This is a genomic window from Sphingopyxis sp. 113P3, from assembly GCF_001278035.1.
Taxonomy (GTDB): domain Bacteria; phylum Pseudomonadota; class Alphaproteobacteria; order Sphingomonadales; family Sphingomonadaceae; genus Sphingopyxis.
Map to the genome: position 1 here is coordinate 1491817 of NZ_CP009452.1, position 15962 is coordinate 1507778.

18 protein-coding genes are annotated in these 15962 nt (G+C 64.1%); 9 read left to right on the forward strand and 9 right to left on the reverse strand.

The window, feature by feature from the left end; genetic code table 11:
* The first annotated feature begins 8 nt into the window (after positions 1 to 8).
* On the forward strand, positions 9 to 626 hold the full coding sequence (locus LH20_RS07135; protein WP_053553613.1) for a glutathione S-transferase family protein: 618 nt from the start codon (positions 9 to 11) through the stop codon (positions 624 to 626).
* A gap of 17 nt (positions 627 to 643) precedes the next feature.
* Positions 644 to 1237, forward strand: a complete 594-nt coding sequence (locus LH20_RS07140) for a VOC family protein (protein WP_235527146.1) — start codon at positions 644 to 646, stop codon at positions 1235 to 1237.
* Positions 1238 to 1441: 204 nt separating this feature from the next.
* On the opposite strand, the gene LH20_RS07145 is transcribed toward LH20_RS07140, so the two are convergent.
* The gene (locus LH20_RS07145) at positions 1442 to 3007 is read right to left on the reverse strand and encodes a long-chain-fatty-acid--CoA ligase (protein ID WP_053553615.1); all 1566 of its coding nucleotides are present in this window, start codon (positions 3005 to 3007) and stop codon (positions 1442 to 1444) included.
* Between the two features lie 85 nt (positions 3008 to 3092).
* Between LH20_RS07145 and LH20_RS07150 the strand changes: the two genes are divergently transcribed.
* Entirely contained in the window at positions 3093 to 4145 is a 1053-nt protein-coding gene (locus LH20_RS07150) for a cobalamin-independent methionine synthase II family protein (protein ID WP_053553616.1), read from the forward strand.
* 56 nt (positions 4146 to 4201) lie between these two features.
* Here LH20_RS07150 and LH20_RS07155 read toward each other — a convergent pair whose 3' ends face one another.
* From LH20_RS07155 to LH20_RS07165, 3 genes are read right to left on the reverse strand one after another with little or no spacing between them, the layout of a single operon-like run.
* A complete protein-coding gene (locus LH20_RS07155; protein ID WP_053553617.1) occupies positions 4202 to 4912 on the reverse strand; it encodes a glutathione S-transferase N-terminal domain-containing protein in 711 nt (236 codons plus the stop codon).
* A complete protein-coding gene (locus LH20_RS07160; protein ID WP_053553618.1) occupies positions 4909 to 5406 on the reverse strand; it encodes a nuclear transport factor 2 family protein in 498 nt (165 codons plus the stop codon). The genes LH20_RS07155 and LH20_RS07160 overlap by 4 nt, the downstream gene beginning before the upstream one ends.
* Positions 5406 to 7634 (reverse strand): TonB-dependent receptor, encoded by a 2229-nt coding sequence (locus tag LH20_RS07165; RefSeq protein WP_053553619.1) that lies wholly within the window; start codon positions 7632 to 7634, stop codon positions 5406 to 5408. The genes LH20_RS07160 and LH20_RS07165 overlap by 1 nt, the downstream gene beginning before the upstream one ends.
* A 128-nt stretch (positions 7635 to 7762) precedes the next feature.
* Here LH20_RS07165 and LH20_RS07170 point away from each other — a divergent pair, with 128 nt between their 5' ends.
* Together LH20_RS07170 and LH20_RS07175 are read left to right on the forward strand one after the other, a co-directional pair.
* A complete protein-coding gene (locus tag LH20_RS07170) occupies positions 7763 to 8266 on the forward strand; it encodes a DUF3237 domain-containing protein (protein WP_053553620.1) in 504 nt (167 codons plus the stop codon).
* Entirely contained in the window at positions 8266 to 8991 is a 726-nt protein-coding gene (locus LH20_RS07175; RefSeq protein WP_053553621.1) for a glutathione binding-like protein, read from the forward strand. The genes LH20_RS07170 and LH20_RS07175 overlap by 1 nt, the downstream gene beginning before the upstream one ends.
* 28 nt (positions 8992 to 9019) lie before the next feature.
* Here LH20_RS07175 and LH20_RS07180 read toward each other — a convergent pair whose 3' ends face one another.
* Together LH20_RS07180 and LH20_RS07185 are read right to left on the reverse strand one after the other, a co-directional pair.
* Complete coding sequence (locus LH20_RS07180) at positions 9020 to 9724, reverse strand: glutathione S-transferase family protein (protein WP_053553622.1); 705 nt, start codon at positions 9722 to 9724, stop codon at positions 9020 to 9022.
* A gap of 4 nt (positions 9725 to 9728) precedes the next feature.
* Positions 9729 to 10886, reverse strand: coding sequence for a CaiB/BaiF CoA transferase family protein (locus LH20_RS07185; protein WP_053553623.1), 1158 nt, complete (start codon positions 10884 to 10886; stop codon positions 9729 to 9731).
* A 140-nt stretch (positions 10887 to 11026) separates the two neighbouring features.
* On the opposite strand from LH20_RS07185, the gene LH20_RS07190 reads away from it, so the two are divergent.
* Complete coding sequence (locus LH20_RS07190) at positions 11027 to 11932, forward strand: hydroxymethylglutaryl-CoA lyase (RefSeq protein ID WP_053553624.1); 906 nt, start codon at positions 11027 to 11029, stop codon at positions 11930 to 11932.
* Between the two features lie 36 nt (positions 11933 to 11968).
* Here LH20_RS07190 and LH20_RS07195 read toward each other — a convergent pair whose 3' ends face one another.
* The gene (locus LH20_RS07195) at positions 11969 to 13024 is read right to left on the reverse strand and encodes a Glu/Leu/Phe/Val dehydrogenase family protein (RefSeq protein WP_053556151.1); all 1056 of its coding nucleotides are present in this window, start codon (positions 13022 to 13024) and stop codon (positions 11969 to 11971) included.
* Positions 13025 to 13151: 127 nt separating this feature from the next.
* Here LH20_RS07195 and LH20_RS07200 point away from each other — a divergent pair, with 127 nt between their 5' ends.
* From LH20_RS07200 to LH20_RS07210, 3 genes are all read left to right on the forward strand, one after another.
* The gene (locus tag LH20_RS07200) at positions 13152 to 13616 is read left to right on the forward strand and encodes an Lrp/AsnC family transcriptional regulator (RefSeq protein WP_053553625.1); all 465 of its coding nucleotides are present in this window, start codon (positions 13152 to 13154) and stop codon (positions 13614 to 13616) included.
* A 63-nt stretch (positions 13617 to 13679) separates the two neighbouring features.
* Entirely contained in the window at positions 13680 to 14267 is a 588-nt protein-coding gene (locus LH20_RS24185) for a TetR/AcrR family transcriptional regulator (RefSeq protein WP_200905446.1), read from the forward strand.
* Positions 14268 to 14277: 10 nt separating this feature from the next.
* Positions 14278 to 14865: a uracil-DNA glycosylase family protein gene (locus tag LH20_RS07210; RefSeq protein ID WP_053553627.1), complete on the forward strand. Its 588-nt coding sequence runs from the start codon at positions 14278 to 14280 to the stop codon at positions 14863 to 14865.
* Positions 14866 to 14868: 3 nt separating this feature from the next.
* Here the strand turns inward: LH20_RS07210 and LH20_RS07215 are convergent, their stop codons facing one another.
* Positions 14869 to 15489 (reverse strand): glutathione S-transferase family protein, encoded by a 621-nt coding sequence (locus LH20_RS07215; RefSeq protein ID WP_053553628.1) that lies wholly within the window; start codon positions 15487 to 15489, stop codon positions 14869 to 14871.
* On the reverse strand, positions 15486 to 15950 hold the full coding sequence (locus LH20_RS07220) for a hypothetical protein (protein WP_053553629.1): 465 nt from the start codon (positions 15948 to 15950) through the stop codon (positions 15486 to 15488). Before LH20_RS07220 ends, LH20_RS07215 begins: the two co-directional genes overlap by 4 nt.
* Between the last annotated feature and the right edge of the window lie 12 nt (positions 15951 to 15962).

The window sequence follows — 15962 nt, forward strand, 5'->3', positions numbered from 1 at the left end:
GGACGGCCATGAGATTTTTTACCAGTGTTGGCCCTAACCCCCGCGTCGTGGCGATTTTCATGGCGGAGAAGGGGATCAGCCTCCCCGAGGTCGTGGTGGATCTGCGGGGCGGCGAAAATCGGCGCGCACCCTATAATGTCGAGGTCAATCCGGCCGGGCAGACTCCCGCGCTGGAGCTCGACGATGGCTCCATCCTTACCGAGATCACGGCGATCTGCGAATATCTGGAAGAGCGCTTCCCCGATCCTGTACTTATCGGATCAACCCCGGAGGAGCGTGCCGCGACGCGGATGTGGACGCGCCGCGTCGACCTCAAGATCTGTGAGCCGCTCACCAATGGCTTCCGCTTTTCCGAAGGGCTGCCGCTCTTCGAAGGGCGGATGCGCTGCCTTCCGGAGGCCGCGGCAGGGCTGAAGGCCGTCGCGCAGGACGGGCTCAAATGGCTCGATCCGCTGATCGCTGGGCGCGAATTCATCGCAGGTGACCGGGTGAGTCTCGCGGACATCCTGCTTTTCGCCTTTCTCGACTTCGGGGCGGGCGTGGGGCAGCCGATCGACCCGGCCAACGGCAATGTTATTCGCTGGTTCGAGGCCATGAAGGCCCGCCCCAGCGTCAATCCCAGCTAAGATCAAGGAGATGGATGATGGCACAGACGAACACCGAATTTGAATTTTGCGGCGTCAACCATTTGGCGCTCGTTTGCAAGGACATGGCGAGGACGGTCGAATTTTATCGCGACATCCTCGGGATGCCGCTGACCAAGACGATCGACCTGCCCGGCGGTCGCGGCCAGCATTTCTTCTTCGACATCGGCAACGGCGATTCGCTGGCCTTCTTCTGGTTCCCCGACGCGCCCGAGGCGGCGCCGGGCGTGTCGGCACCTGCCGCGCTGCCCACGCAGGGCAGCTTTGTGTCGGCGCACGGTTCGATGAACCATATCGCGATCAACGTCCGGGCCGAGAAGTTCGATGAATATTATCAGCGACTGATCGAGAAGGGTGTCGAAGTGACCCCGATCCTCAACCACGACAATTCGCCGACCCAATCGTCGGCTGAGATGCATGACGGTGTTTTCGTGCGCTCGGTCTATTTCTTCGACCCCGACGGCGTGTGCCTCGAATTCGCTGCGTGGACCAAGGTGCTCGACGAAAGCGACGTCGCGCACGACCCCGTACGCGCCGACGGCACCAAGGCCGAAGGAATGATCACGGGCCGCACGCCGGTTCCCGCGGAATAGTTTTCCACTGAGAAGACGCCTCGGCCCGGCGCTTTGCGCCGGGCCTTTTTTGCGCCGTTCCGTCGCTTTCGCGGCCCTTTGCCGGACGGAGCGCGGGAGCGGGCGGCATCCTTGCCTTTCGTCGCTGGGCGATGGCCCGGCGAAGGGCGCCTTGATGCTCCAAGCGGACTATCTCCTGAGAGCTTGCGCCTCCGCGCGGCGCGTCTACCCGACGGCGCGATCGCGCCCTTCCCAATAGGGAGCGCGCAGCTCCCGGCGCAGTACCTTGCCTGAAGGATTGCGCGGCAGAGCATCAAGGAAGTCGACGCTCTTGGGTGCCTTGTAGGCCGCGATCCTCTCACGCGCCCAGGCGATCACTGCGCCGGGGTCGGGCTCGGCGCCGTTAACCGGGACAATGAGCGCCTTTACCGCTTCGCCCCATTTGTCGTCCGGGACGCCGATCACCGCGACGTCGGCGACGCCCGGACAGCCCATGATCGCGCTTTCGACTTCGGCCGGATAGACATTCTCGCCGCCCGACACGATCATGTCCTTGATCCGGTCGTGGACGAAATAGAAACCATCGGCATCGCGATATCCAACGTCGCCCGTGTGCAGCCATCCATCGATCACCGTCTCGCGGGTCGCCTCGGGCCGGTTCCAATATTCCTTCATGACGATGTCGCCCCGGATGGCGATTTCCCCGATCTCGTCATCGCCGAGCGGGCGGCCCTCGCCATCAAGGATCGCCATCTCGGTCTGCGGCCAGGGCTTGCCGCACGAGGTCAGCTTGCCCGGCAGATCATGCGCGGTGGGCGACAGATAGGAGCCGCCGCCTGCGCTTTCGGTCATGCCATAAAATTGTACGAAGTCGCAGCTGAAGGTCGCCCGTGCGCGGCGGAGCACATCCTCCGCAATGGGAGAAGCGCCATAGGCGATCGAGCGGAGGTGCGAATAATCGCCATCGGCTGCTTCGGGCTGCTGCAGCATCATCTGGATCATCGCGGGCGCGAGAAAAGCATGCGCCACCCGTTCCTCGGTGAGCATCCGGATGGCGTCGGGCGCGGCGAAGTCCTTGACCAGAACCAGCCGTCCTCCCTGCGCGAGGCCGGAGAAGCTCACGTTGGTTCCCGCGACGTGGAACAGCGGCATGACGATCATCACCGTGTCGTCCTCGTCGTAGGCGAAGCCGTCGACTTCACTCGCCATCTCGAGGAAACGCCGGTAATTCCTGTTGGCGAGCACGACCCCCTTCGGCCGTCCGGTCGTCCCGCTGGTGTAGAGCTGGAGCACATCGTCGGCGAGCTGCGGCTCGTCGGCGGGTGGCTGCGCGGGCGCATCGCCCAGCCAGGCGTCGAGGCTCTCGAAGGCCGGGTGCGCCCCGTAAAGGGCTATGAGGCGTGGCGGGCTATCAAGCTGCGCAATCGCGGCGAGTGCGGTCTCGAAAAAATCCTCCCCAACGAACAACAGCTTCGGCGCTGCATCGCCCAGGATGAAGGCGATCTCGCCCGCTGCAAGCCTGCAGTTGATTGGCGCAAGGCAGGCGCGCGACCGCGCGGTTCCGAAGAAGAGAGGATACCAGGCGTCGTGGTTCTTCGAGAGAACCGACACGCGGTCGCCTGGAACAATCGTCGACGCGATCAGCGCGTTGGCGACGCGGTTCGACTTCGCGTCGAGTTCGGCGAAGCTTGTTTCGCGCGTCCCGAATTTGACCGCGACCGCGTCGCCGCGCTTTTGGGCTTGCGCTGCGGGGATGTCGGCCAGCGTCCTGATGGCATCCAGATCGATCATCGAGTTCTCCCACCGTCTGTTTCGCTTGAATTAGATAGAATACTAAGTAAAACCTGACCAGCCCGAAAATTCGAGAGGATCAGCCGTGTTCGACCACCCTATCTTGCCCACGACGATCGTGGGAAGCTATCCCCAACCTGACTGGCTGATCGACCGGGAAAGGCTGAAGGCGAGCCTTCCCCCGCGTGTGCGCGCCGAGACGCTCTGGCGCATAGCCGAGCCATGGCTCGCCGACGCGCAGGAGGCTGCGACGCTGATGGCGATCCGCGACCAGGAAGAGATTGGCATCGACATAGTCGGTGACGGCGAGATGCGGCGCGAAAGCTACTCGAACCGGCTCGCAACGGCCCTTTCCGGGATCGATCCCGACAAGCACGGCACGGCAATCGACCGGACGGGCAATGCCAATCCCGTTCCGCTCGTCTCGGGCCCGATCCGCCGCGTCGCGCCCATTGAAGCGCAGGACGCGGCCTTCCTCCGTCGTCATTCGGCCAAGCCCGTCAAGCTCACGCTTCCCGGCCCCTTCACGATGACGCAGCAGGCCGAAAACGGCTATTATCCGGACGCTCGCGCCCTCGCGATGGATTATGCAGAGGCGGTCAACGCCGAGATTCGCGACCTATTTGCCGCAGGGGTCGACGTCGTCCAGCTCGATGAGCCCTATCTGCAGGCCCGCGCCGACGCTGCCGGTGCCTATGCGATCGAGGCAATCAACCGCGCACTCGACGGTGTCGAGGGAACGACAGCGCTCCACATCTGCTTTGGTTACGCGATGGTCCATCACGGCGCAGGCGCGACAGGGCCAAAGCCCAAGGCCTATGATTTTCTCGCCGAGCTCGAGGCCTCGGCAATCGACGTCATCTCGATCGAGGCGGCCCAGCCCGGGCTCGATCCCGCGATCCTTGCCGAACTGCCGACGAAGACGATCATGTACGGCGTGCTGGATTTGTCGGTTCCCGACGTCGAGACGCCCGAAGTGGTCGCGGGCCGCATCCGCGAGGCGCTGCGATATGTCGATGCCGAGCGCCTGTGGATCGCGCCCGATTGCGGGATGAAATATCACAGCCGCGAGCATTCGCAGGCCAAGCTGAGGGCGATGGTCGAGGGCGCGGCGCTGGTGCGGGCGGAGCTGAGCTGAACGGAGGGCAGGGGGCCTTCCCCCTTGCCCCGCGAGGGCGCTGATATCCCGCCGGCTTAACGCGTTGGCGCCTCAAGCATGTTCTTGCCGAACAGGTTCGACCATTGCTCCTCGGTGAGGACCGGACGCGCGCTTGAGAGGTTGGCCGCATTCTTGACGTCGGTGCCCGCGATCACCGCGGGCCGCTCCGCTATGCGTGCGAACCAGTCGGCGACAGCAGGATAGTCCTCGAGCGCAAGCCCGATGGCTCGCGTCGCGCGCGCCCACGGCCAGCACGCGATGTCGGCAACCGAATATTCCTCGGCGAGATACTCGGCCTCACGCAGCCGTCCGTCGAGGACGTGAAGCAGGCGTACCGTCTCATTGCGATAGCGTTCGACAGGATAGGTCTGTCCTTCGGGCGCATAGCGAATGAAATGGTGCGCCTGACCCTGCATCGGGCCGAAGCTTGCCATCTGCCACATCAGCCATTGCTGCGCCTGGCTGCGCCGGCGCGGATCCCTTGGAAGCAGCTGCCCGCTCTTTTCGGCAAGATAAAGGAGGATCGCGCCGCTTTCGAACACGGGAAGCGGCGCGTCGCCGCCGATCGGTTCGTGATCGACGATCGCGGGCAACCGCCCGTTCGGATTGATACGGCGATATTCAGGCGTCAGATGATCGCCCGCCAGCATGTCCATCTTGAGGAGCCGGTGCGCAAGTCCGGTCTCTTCGAGCATGATCGAGACCTTGTGCCCGTTGGGGGTAGGGGTGAAATAGACGTCGATCATGAGGCGCTTCTCTCGGCGAAAATGGCCCGCGCGGCGGCGAAGGCCGCATCGAATGCGTCCTTTCCTGCAGGATAGCCGGCCACGCTGAGGGTGACGCCGGCGATTTTCCAGCCCTGCTCGCGCACAAGGCGGTGTGTGTATCGGCCGATGATGTCGCCCATGAGCTCCCCGCTGCGGGTCGTGACGAAATGCGCCGCATCGACGATGCTGGTGACGAGCGCTGCGTCGCCGTCGATGACGGCGAGCATGTTGTGGAGCCTGTGCGCGGTCGCATCGAAACCCTCAAGCGCCCGGCAGCGGTTTGTCCATTCGTCGGCGGTCACCGTCGCGACGAGCGAGCCGATCGCGCCATAGTCGATCGCGATCGTGTCGGTGAAAAGAGCGCGCAATCCCGCCCAGTCGCGCGCGTCGAGCGCGCCCGCGTAAGCGGTCACGGCCGCGACCGCCGCTTCCCTGTCGAGGAGAGCGTCGATCGCGGCCGATCCCTCAGGCATCAGAATTTGAACCCGGCCTCGACCGAAATATTGCGGCTGGGTTCCACATATTGGATCGCGCGCGACACAGCGGTGATCGGCGCGGGCAGGCGGAAGACGCTGCCGGTGGTGAGCTTGTTGGTGAGGTTCTTGCCCACCACCGCCAAATGCCAGCCGGCATTCCGGTCCGCCAGCTGGACGCGCAGATCGAGCTTCACATAGCCCTTCTGAACGCCGTAGATCGGGCTCTGGTCGTCGGAGTCGAAATATTTCGAACGGCCCGCCGCGACCCCGGTAATGTCGAGCTTGAGGTCGCTCGGCAGGTCAAACCCTGCGTGTGCAGTCACGCTGCCGGTCCATTTCGACGTGTAGGCCGGGCTGTAGCCAGCGAGGTTGTTGGTCGTCGGCGTGCAGGTGAGCGGCTGCGAGGCGAGGCAGGCCGCGCCCGGATAATCGTCGTATTTGATGTCCTGGTACGCGCCCGACGCGACTATGTCGAAATTGGGGAAGGGGAAGATGCTGAGCGATCCCTCGATACCCTTCGACGTCGCACTGGCCGCGTTCCCGGTGAGGTAGCTCGACGATTCGGGCTGATAGACCGAGACCTGCAGATCCTTGAACTCGGTGTGATAGGCCGAAACGTTCGCCACGATCGCACCGCCCGCGAGCGTCGACTTGATGCCGGCCTCATAGTTGGTCGAGCGTTCAGGCTCGAACGAGAAGGTCGCGTCGGTCGTACCGAGCGTGTTGGAGACGAAGCCGCCCGACTTGGAGCCGCGGCCATAGGTTGCATAGACCATGACGCGCGGCGCAACGTCATATTGCAGCGTGATCGAGGGATCGACATTGCCTTCGCTGAGCGAACCCTTGGCGCTCGAGATCGGGCGAAGAGCGAAAGGACCATAGATGAGGCGCGCCGCGAAGTCGGCGTCCTTCTTCGTATGGCTGTAGCGCAGGCTGCCGATCACGCGGAATGCGTCGCTGACGTTGAGCGTGCCCTGGCCAAAGACCGACCAGCTTTCAGCCTTCTGGTTGAAGCGGCTGTCGATGCGGCCGAAATAGGGACTTCCGAACAGATCGAGGATGTTGAAGCCCTGGAGCTGGTCGAGCCGGTAGGTCGAACGGTCATAATAGGCGCCGGCGATGAACTCGAAGGTGCGCCCTGTCGGCGAGAGGATGCGCAGTTCCTGCGAGAACTGGTCGAAGCGTTCGGGGAAGCTGTTGTAGACCGAATTGTTGGTGGCCGCGCCGCCACCGCCCGGAATCATCTGGTCGAAGCCGTTGACGATGTCGGCGTTGAACCAGGAATAGCCGGTGACCGAGGTCAGCGTATAGTCGCCGAGCGCGATGTTGCCGGTGCCCGAGAGCATGACCGATTCAGTCTTGGTGCCTTCATCGCCAAGCGCTGAGCGTTCCAGATACCGCGTTGTGCGCGGAGTCTGCGGGCCGGTGAGCGAACTGGCAACGGTGATGCCGCCGATGACGTCGCGGTTCGCATATTCTGCCTTCACCGTATAGTCGAAGTCGCTCGAGGGTTCCCACTTCAGCGTCAGGCGAGCGAGCTGCTGGCGCACTTCGGGGTCATCATGATTGGTCGCAAGATTGCGGATGTAGCCGTCCTGGTTGACGATCTTGTAGGCAAGGCGCGCGCTCAGCGTGTCGCTGATCGGGCCCGAGATATAGCCCGAGACGTCGAACCCCTCATGGTCGAAGTTATAAAGCGCGGTGAACGCGCCTTCCGGCGTACTCGTCGGACCGGCCGAGACGACGCTGACCGCGCCTGCCGCGGTATTCTTGCCGAACAATGCGCCCTGCGGGCCGCGCAGCACCTCGACGCGCGCAAGGTCGAAGAATGGGGCCTGCGCCTGGCGCGAGCGACCCGCGTAAACACCGTCAACATAGAGCGATACCGACTGGTCGAACGCGAAGTTGGCCGGCGGTGAGCCAAAGCCCCGGATATAGATGACGTCATTGCCTGCGGTCGACTGGACGAAGACGTTCGGCGTGTAGTTCATGACCGCCTTGATGTCGTTCGAGTTGAACTCGGCAAGCTTCTGGCCGCTGACCACTTCCATCGAGATGGGAACGTCCTGCAGGCTCTGTTCGCGCTTTTGCGCGGTCACGATGATTTCGTTGCTGCTCCCCGCGCTCTCGCCTTCGTCGGCAGCCTGCGCATACGCCGGCGTGGCACAGGCCGTCATCGCAGCGATTGCCGCGCCCGACAGCAGGAGATGATTCAGACCCTTCATTAGACCCTCCCATAAAGATCCCGGTGACGGTGGCGGTGAAAGCCGGTGATCCATCCGTCAATCTGGTTGACCCTTAGTATACTAATGGTTTTATACTTGTCCATAGTTTTGGAGAAGAAGGATTGAGCATGACCGAGCAAAATTCGCCCCCCGCTCCCCCAGGGCTCGAAAGCCGCCATCTGTGCACCGTCGAGTTCGATGTAGGTGGCGGGCTCATTGCGATCGGGGCGTCGCCTTTCGGTGAGCAGCGCGTGGGCTATCTCACGGGCGGGCGCGTCCTTGGACCGCGCATTCGGGGGGAGGTTCTGCCGGGCGGCGGCAACTGGCCGCGCTCGGGGCGAATCGGCGACGCATCGGTCGGCACCTTCGATGCCCGCGCGGTGTGGAAAACCGAGGAGGAAGATCTCATCTATCTCACCTATACGGGGCGCAGCCTGATTCCTGACGATGTTCGTGCGCTATTCGCAGACCCCGCGAGGCCGCCGGTTGACCCCTCGCGCTACTATCTTCGCGTTGCGGCGGTCTTTGAAACCGCAAGCGAGCGATATCGCTGGCTCAACGGGACGCTCGCGGTCGGGGTGGGTGAGGTCACCGACTTTGGCGTCCGACATGTCTTTTACGAGATCGGCTGATGATTGACCTTCACTATTCCGCGACGCCCAACGGGCAGAAGATCGCGATCATGCTGGAAGAGATTGGCGAGCCCTACCGCGTGATTCCCTATGACATTTTCGAGGGCGACCAGCTCAGCGCCGAATTCGGACGCATCAATCCGAACCACAAGCTGCCCGCGATCGTTGACCATGCACCGGCCGAGGGCGACGAGGCGATCACCGTGTTCGAGTCGGGTGCGATCCTCCAGTATCTGGGTGAAAAGGCCGGGCGCTTCCTGCCTCGGTCGGGTACAGAGCGCGCGGCGACGCTTTCGTGGTTGACCTGGCAGGTCGCGGGGCTCGGCCCGATGGGCGGCCAGGCGAGCCATTTCCTTCGCTATGCGCCTCAAGGCCAGGATTATGCGATCGAGCGCTATACCAGGGAAGTGAACCGCCTCCTCACCGTGCTCGAGCGGCGGCTCGAAAAGGCCCCTTATGTTGCCGGCACGGAATACACGATCGCCGACATGGCGATCTGGCCGGGCCGCGCTTCGGCCTTTGTGATGGGAATGGGGCTCGATGACTGGCCAGCCATGCACGACTGGTTCGAGCGTATCCGCCGGCGGCCTGCGGTCGAGCGCGCGATGAGCAGGGACGATCTGAAGGCACCGGCGAAATATGTCGGGCGGCATCAGACGCTGAACGAGCGCGAATGGTCAAACATGTTCGGTGACGCGAACCATGCCGCAGTGAAGGGAGATTGAGGAACAGGGCACTCGCCAGAGCGGCCGGCTAGCGCTTCACATGCTGCCGGTCGCCCCAGAGGATCGCCCGGTGCTCGTCGGTAAAGCCGGTGAGCCCGCCCTCGATCGTTTCCGCGCGTGCGACGCCGACCTTCATTCCCTGCGTAACCGCGGGCCGCTCGAGCATCGCTGCGCCCCAGCGATCGACATTGGGGAAGCGGCCCGCCTTTTCGATGAATTGGCGGCGCAGAAAGGGGAGGGTTGCCATGTCGGCGATCGAATAGTCCTCGCCAGCGAGCCACTCAGCCTCGCCGAGCCTCTTGTCGAGGACCATCATCAGCCGGTCGACCTCGCGCGAATAGCGCTCGATCGCATAGTCGTGCCGGTCCTTGGCATAATGGGCAAAATGCGCTTCCTGACCGAACATCGGGCCGATACCCGAGACCTGGAACATGAGCCACTGCCAGCAGACCGCGCGCTTCACCGGGTCGGCGGGGAGGAAGCGCCCGGTCTTTTCAGCAAGATAAAGGAGGATCGCGCCCGTTTCCCAGAGCACGAAGCCCGGGCCGTCGGGACCCTCGTCGTCGATGATCACCGGCGTCTTGTTGTTGGGGTTGAGCGCGAGGAATTCGGGGGTCAGCTGGTCGCCTGCCAATATATCCACCGGCTCAAGGCGCCACTCAAGCTCCATTTCGAGCAGCGCGATCGCGATCTTGCGCGCATTGGGTGTCGGGCCGCCGAAAAGGGTGATCATGGCCCTAAACCTCGCGGCCGAGCCAGCGCTTCAGTACCTCGGCGCTATCCTGCCCAACACGGAGCGGAGCGGGGCGGCGGATACTGCCGGGCGTACCGGAAAGTTTGGGGAAAATGCCTTGCATCCGGATCTCTCCGAGTTCCTCGTCGGGAACGGTGACGAGCGCCTCGCGCGCCTCGAAATGCGGGTCGGCGAGCATGTCCTCCGCGTCATAGATGCGGCCCGCCGGAACGCCCGCCTCGACCATCTTGGCCTCAAGCTCGTCGATGGTCATCGTTTGGGTCCATTCAGCGATCAGCGCGTCAAGTTCCTCCTGGCGCGCACCACGCGCGCGGTGCGTTGCAAAGCGCTCGTCGCTCGCAAGCTCGGGGCGCCCCATCGCGGCGGCGAGACGCGCGAACACGCCATCCTGGTTGGCGCCGATCAGATATTCGCCGTCGCGACACGGATAGACATTCGAGGGCGCGATCCCGGGGAGAGTCGACCCTGTGCGCCGCCGCTTTGTCCCACTCGCCGAATAGTCGGCGATGGTCGATTCCATGATCTGCAGCACCGCTTCATAAAGCGCGGAGTCGACGATCTGACCCTCGCCCGTCTTGCTGCGATGATGGAGCGCGGCAAGTGCGCCCATGCAGCCATAGGTCGCCGCGAGCGTATCGCCGATCGACACGCCCATGCGAGCGGGCGGCAGGTCGGGGTAGCCGACGATGCCGCGCCAGCCGCCCATGGCCTCACCGATGCCGCCAAAGCCGGCGCGCGGCGAATAGGGGCCGGTCTGGCCGTAGCCCGACACGCGTACGACGATCAGCCCGGGGTTGGTCTTGCGCAGCTCGGCCGGGTCGAGGTTCCATTTTTCGAGTGTTCCGGGGCGGAAATTCTCGATGAGGATATCGGCCTTTGCTATGAGGTCGCGCGCAAGCTGCTGGCCGTCCTCGGATCGCAGATCGACCGCGACCGAATATTTGTTGCGGGCAATGACGCGCCACCAGCTCGGCTTGTCGCCTTGGCCCCAGTGGCGCATCTGGTCGCCGGTTCCAGGCTGTTCGAGCTTGACGATTTCGGCGCCCATGTCCCCGAGCAGCTGCCCGCAGAAGGGGCCGGCGATGAGCTGGCCCATCTCGACTACCCGGATACCGTCCAGCGCTCCCTTATATGTCGTCATTGCGTTCCTTTCGGTGCCCGAAGCGGCATAAGAAGCCCCGCAGCGGCGATGGCATCAACTCTTATGGCCAAGGTATACTTAGAATGCTATGTAATTTTCAACCTGCAATTTGAGTCGGACAGGAACGGAAAAAGGCGGACATGACGGAAAATCGGGTGGTGGAAATGGTCGAAGTTGGCCCGCGCGACGGGTTGCAGAACGAATCGACGCTCGTGTCGACCGCCGACAAGGCGGCGCTTGTCCGCCGCGCGATTGACTATGGCGCACGCCGCATCGAGGTGACGAGCTTCGTCAATCCCAGGAAGGTGCCCCAGCTTGCCGATGCTGACGATCTTGCAGCTCTGCTGCCCGACCGGGCCGATGTCACCTATATCGGCCTCGTGCTCAACCGGCGCGGCGCCGAGCGCGCAATCGCAACTGGCCGGATCGATGAGCTGGGCGCGGTCTGTGTGACAAGCGACAGTTTCGGCATCCGCAATCAAGGCCAATCATCCGACGAATCATTGGCGGCGGCGATCGAGATTGTCGGCCTCGCAAAGGCAGCGGGGCGGGGCGGGCAGATTACCATCGCCACCGCCTTCGGTTGCCCTTTCGAAGGCGAGGTCGCACTCGCCCGCGTTCTCGAGATGGCAAAGCGCGCCGCGGATGCAGCGCCGCGCGAGGTCGCCCTTGCAGATACGATCGGCGTCGGAGTGCCGGCCCAGGTCGCCGAGATGGTGGGCCGCGTCGCCGAGGCCATTGCCCCGCTGCCGGTGCGCGTCCACTTTCACAATACGCGCGGCACCGGCCTTGCGAATGTCTGGGCGGCGGTGGGCGAAGGGGCGTCGACCGTCGACGCCGCGCTCGGAGGACTTGGCGGCTGTCCCTTCGCGCCGGGCGCCGCAGGCAATGTCGCGACGGAAGATGTCGCCTATATGCTCGAACGCAGCGGCCTCGCGACCGGTCTTGCCCTGCCTGCAGCGGTCGACGCCGCCCACTGGCTGACGGGCGTCATGGATCGCGCGCTACCCGCCATGGTGAGCCGGGCGCCCGCTTTTCCAGGCTGAATTCTCGCGCCCTATCGCGCTACTGCGGCACACCCTTCAGGCTGCAGCAGCGTGCTGCGCGCCCGCGATCACAGCCTCGGCCATCTCGTCCGCGACGGCGGCCGGCGAACGCTTCTCCTCCCTCGCCCGATGCAAAATCTGGGTCACGCGCGGCGCGATTCCGGCGATTCGGGCGGCGACGCTCGCTTCGTCTTCGCCGAGATATTCGGCCGACACATTGATGATGCCGCCCGCGTTGACGACATAATCGGGGGCGTAGGTGATCCCGCGGCGAAGCAGCAGCGCTGCGACCTCGGGCGTCGCAAGCTGATTGTTTGCGGCGCCGCAGACAAGGCGCGCCTTCATCGACCGGACCGTATCGGGATCAAGCGCGCCGCCAAGCGCGCAGGGCGCGAAGATGTCGGCGTCGACGCAGGCAATTTCGTCGACGGCGACGATGCGCGCATCATGAACATGGGCCAGCCGGTCGCGGCGCGCCGGGTTCGGGTCGGCGATCACCAGCTTGGCGCCCGCCGCGGCAAGGCGGCCGCAGAGTTGGGCGCCGACGTTACCCGTTCCCTGGACCGCGACAGTCAGGCCGTCGAGATCGCTATCGAGCGCGAAGCGCGCCGCCGCTTTCATCGATTCAAATACGCCCAGCGCGGTCCATGGCGAGGGATCGCCACCCGCCTGGCCGTCCTTGGCATCAAGGCCCGCGACGTGACGCGAGACGCGTGCAACCTCCTGCATATCCTTAACGCTAGTGCCGACATCCTCGGCGGTGACGTAGAGGCCGCCGAGCTTTTCGACCGCCTCACCGAACGCGCGGAACAGCGCGGCCCGGTCGAAATCACCTTCGGGCCGGCGCAGCACCGCCTTGGCGCCCCCAAAGGGGAGGCCTGCAAGTGCATTCTTGTAGCTCATGCCCTCGGCCAGTCGCAGCGCATCGGCAAGCGCGGCGTCCATGTCGGCGTAGCTCCACAGGCGGCAGCCGCCCGCACCCGGACCGAGCGCGGTGGAGTGAATGGCGATGATTCCATCGAGCCCGCTTGCGGCATCGAAGAGCCGCACACATTCAACGGGCGGTGTCAGGCGGGCAGGGCGGGAAACCATCGTCATTGCTCCTTTTGATCGGGACTCGATCATCGCACCGCGGACGGGGATAATCTTTCGCGCATTGGCACGGATTTCCATTCATTTGGGGTTATTATTACCCTTGTTTTCATGTTATTCGGATAGAATGACCCAACTTGACCCGTTCGAGAAAAAGATCCTCCGCGAATTGCAGCGCGATGCGAATCAGACGACGGCCGAGATCGCCGAGCGGGTCGGGCTCTCTTCCTCGCCCTGCTGGCGGCGCATCGATCGGCTGGAGCGCGAGGGCTTTATCCGCAAGCGCGTCGCGGTGGTCGACCGGCGCAAGGTCGGTCTCAATGCGCATGTTTTTGCGCAGGTGAAGCTCAACGCGCACGGCCGCGCCAATCTCGACGAATTCAGCGAGGCGATCCGCGCCTTTCCCGAAGTGCTCGATGCCTATGTCCTCATGGGATCGATGGATTTCATGCTGCGCGTCGTCGCAAAGGACATCGATGCCTATGAGCGCTTCTTCTTCGACCAGCTGAGCAAGCTGCCGGGGGTCCAGGAAATCAACTCGACCGTTGCTCTTTCGGAAATCAAGTCGACTACCGAATTGCCGATCGGCTGATCTGTTCGCCCGGCCGAAAATCGCCTAGTGTCGGATGCAATGGAACGAAAAAGACGCGGCAGGTTGAGAACCAATGACCCGGAGGGAACGCGAGCGCGTATCCTCGATGCTGCCGCCGATCTGTTCCAGGCGCGCGGCTACCATGACACGTCGGTGCAGGACGTAAAGCGCGTTGCCGGGGTGTCGAGCGGAGCCTTCCATCACCATTTCGAGTCGAAAAAGGCGCTTGGCCTTGCGGTGGTCAAGGACCGCGTCTCCGATGCGCTGCGTGAGGCGTGGCTCGAGCCGCTGCTGGCGGCGCCGACGGTCGCGCAGGGGGTGGCGGAGGCGATCGGCGCGACGAGCGGCGATTTGCGCGCCCAGGGATTTGTGCGGGGCTGCCCGGTAAACAATCTGGCGGTCGAGCTTGCGTTTTCGGATTCGGATTTCCGCGAGGCTCTGCAAGCCATCTTTGCGGATTGGCAGCGGACGATCGCCGAGCGTCTGGCGGCAGAGCCTGAACCGCCGGCCTTTGCGGGGGTCAGCGCGCACGACCTCGCAGGCTTCATCGTTGCGGCCTATTCGGGAGCGATGACGATGTCGAAGGCAGAGCAGTCGCCCGAACGGCTCGACGCAACGGTGGCGATCCTGATGCGACTGCTGAAGGCTTAGGTCGAGCGCGATGGCCGACGTTCTTGCGCAGATTCTCGGCGATATACGCGCGTGCCAGCGCTGCGCCGCGGAGCTTCCCCATGGTCCGCGCCCGGTCGTGCAGGCGGGTTCGGCGGCGCGTCTTTGCATCGTCGGGCAAGCGCCGGGGCGCAAGGTGCACGAAACGGGCATCCCCTGGGACGACCCGTCGGGCCAGCGTCTGCGCAACTGGCTGGGCCTTGCCCCCGCTGCCTTCTATGATCCAGCCCGCGTCGCAATCATTCCGATGGGGTTCTGCTACCCGGGCAAGGCCGGTTCGGGCGACAATCCGCCGCGGCCCGAATGCGCGCCGCTGTGGCACCGCAGGCTCACGAAGCTTCTGCCCGGCATCGGTCTGACGGTGCTGGTCGGCCACTATGCACAGGCCTGGTATCTCGGCCGCCGCCGCAAGGCGACACTCGCCAGGACCGTGGAAGCGTGGCGCGATTATCTCCCTTCGGGCTTTCTTCCTCTGCCGCACCCTTCGCCGCGCAATCAGCCATGGCTGGCAAAAAATCCGTGGTTCGAGGCTGATCTCGTTCCTCATGTTCAGGCAGCAGTCCGCTCGCTCGGCGTCTAGGCGTCAACCCGCGCTCTTCCCCATGACCACCTGGGGCGCGCGCCAGCCGGGCAGTCCCTCGATGCGCGCAAGCCAGGCGCTTATTGCACGATAGCGGCCGAGTTCGAGGTCGGGCAGGTCGCGGTAAAGAAGATAGGCGCTGCACGCGATATCGGCGGCGGTGACCGCCTCGCCGAGCAAAAAGGGGGAGGCCGAGACCGCCGCGTCAAGCGTCGCAAGATCGGTGCGCATCCGCTCTTGAAGCCATTCCATCACCGGCTCCCGGGGTGTTTCGCCGAACAATGTGTGGAAGCGGTAGTTGGGAAGCGAGAATCCGATACGGTTGGCCTCCCAGAACAGCCAACTGGTGATGCCCTCTGGATCAGCTGCCCAGCCTAGTGCGTGGTGGGTGCGGCAGAGATGAAGGAGAATCGCGTTCGATTGGACGATGGGAACGCCGCCCGCAACGAGCACGGGAACCTCGCCGAAGCGGCTATATTGCTGCCATTCGGGATCGCGCGCCTCGCGCGGTAGCGCGATATCGACCGGGCGATACGCATGCTCCAATCCGAGCATGAGCAGCGCCAGCCGCGCCTTGTAGGAATGGCCCGAATGGAGGTTTCCAAACAAGGTGTAGGCGGTCATGCGCGGGCGAAGTCCATGACCCAGTTGGTTTCCCAGCTGGTACCGCCGTCAGCCGAGAAGGCCTGCTCCCAGCGCGCCGAATTCGCGCAGATCCGCGACCAGATGAAGCGCATGACGATCGGCTGCCCCTCCAATTCGTCCACGCCGAAGAACGTGCCGATCCCCTTTTCAAAGCGGCCCTCGAGCGGGGCTGCGAGACCCGGGAAGCGCTGATCCATCCACCAGATCGTCCAGAGACCGGTCGCTGGATCCGCGCGGCGCACGGTCGCGGCGGCATAGGCGCCGCCCGGGTCGTCGAGCCAATGATCGTCGACATTGCCGGCGCCGCCGAGCACTTCCCAGCCGCGGCAGGTGCCGCCGAATTCATACCAGCGCCTGCATCCGGCAAGCCGCCGGACGAGCTTGCGGTGCCGCACCTGCCATTCGCCGGTCTGGAAGGCGAAATCATGCCGCCCCTTCATCCTGCCCCCTTC

Bases quoted from the DNA above. Each gene is read 5' to 3' on its own strand.
- LH20_RS07135 (WP_053553613.1), top strand. From the start codon at position 9: ATGAGATTTTTTACCAGTGTTGGCCCTAACCCCCGCGTCGTGGCGATT.
- LH20_RS07140 (WP_235527146.1), top strand. From the start codon at position 644: ATGGCACAGACGAACACCGAATTTGAATTTTGCGGCGTCAACCATTTG.
- LH20_RS07145 (WP_053553615.1), bottom strand. From the start codon at position 3,007: ATGATCGATCTGGATGCCATCAGGACGCTGGCCGACATCCCCGCAGCG.
- LH20_RS07155 (WP_053553617.1), bottom strand. From the start codon at position 4,912: ATGATCGACGTCTATTTCACCCCTACCCCCAACGGGCACAAGGTCTCG.
- LH20_RS07160 (WP_053553618.1), bottom strand. From the start codon at position 5,406: ATGCCTGAGGGATCGGCCGCGATCGACGCTCTCCTCGACAGGGAAGCG.
- LH20_RS07165 (WP_053553619.1), bottom strand. From the start codon at position 7,634: ATGAAGGGTCTGAATCATCTCCTGCTGTCGGGCGCGGCAATCGCTGCG.
- LH20_RS07170 (WP_053553620.1), top strand. From the start codon at position 7,763: ATGACCGAGCAAAATTCGCCCCCCGCTCCCCCAGGGCTCGAAAGCCGC.
- LH20_RS07175 (WP_053553621.1), top strand. From the start codon at position 8,266: ATGATTGACCTTCACTATTCCGCGACGCCCAACGGGCAGAAGATCGCG.
- LH20_RS07180 (WP_053553622.1), bottom strand. From the start codon at position 9,724: ATGATCACCCTTTTCGGCGGCCCGACACCCAATGCGCGCAAGATCGCG.
- LH20_RS07185 (WP_053553623.1), bottom strand. From the start codon at position 10,886: ATGACGACATATAAGGGAGCGCTGGACGGTATCCGGGTAGTCGAGATG.
- LH20_RS07190 (WP_053553624.1), top strand. From the start codon at position 11,027: ATGACGGAAAATCGGGTGGTGGAAATGGTCGAAGTTGGCCCGCGCGAC.
- LH20_RS07195 (WP_053556151.1), bottom strand. From the start codon at position 13,024: ATGGTTTCCCGCCCTGCCCGCCTGACACCGCCCGTTGAATGTGTGCGG.
- LH20_RS07200 (WP_053553625.1), top strand. From the start codon at position 13,152: ATGACCCAACTTGACCCGTTCGAGAAAAAGATCCTCCGCGAATTGCAG.
- LH20_RS07210 (WP_053553627.1), top strand. From the start codon at position 14,278: ATGGCCGACGTTCTTGCGCAGATTCTCGGCGATATACGCGCGTGCCAG.
- LH20_RS07215 (WP_053553628.1), bottom strand. From the start codon at position 15,489: ATGACCGCCTACACCTTGTTTGGAAACCTCCATTCGGGCCATTCCTAC.
- LH20_RS07220 (WP_053553629.1), bottom strand. From the start codon at position 15,950: ATGAAGGGGCGGCATGATTTCGCCTTCCAGACCGGCGAATGGCAGGTG.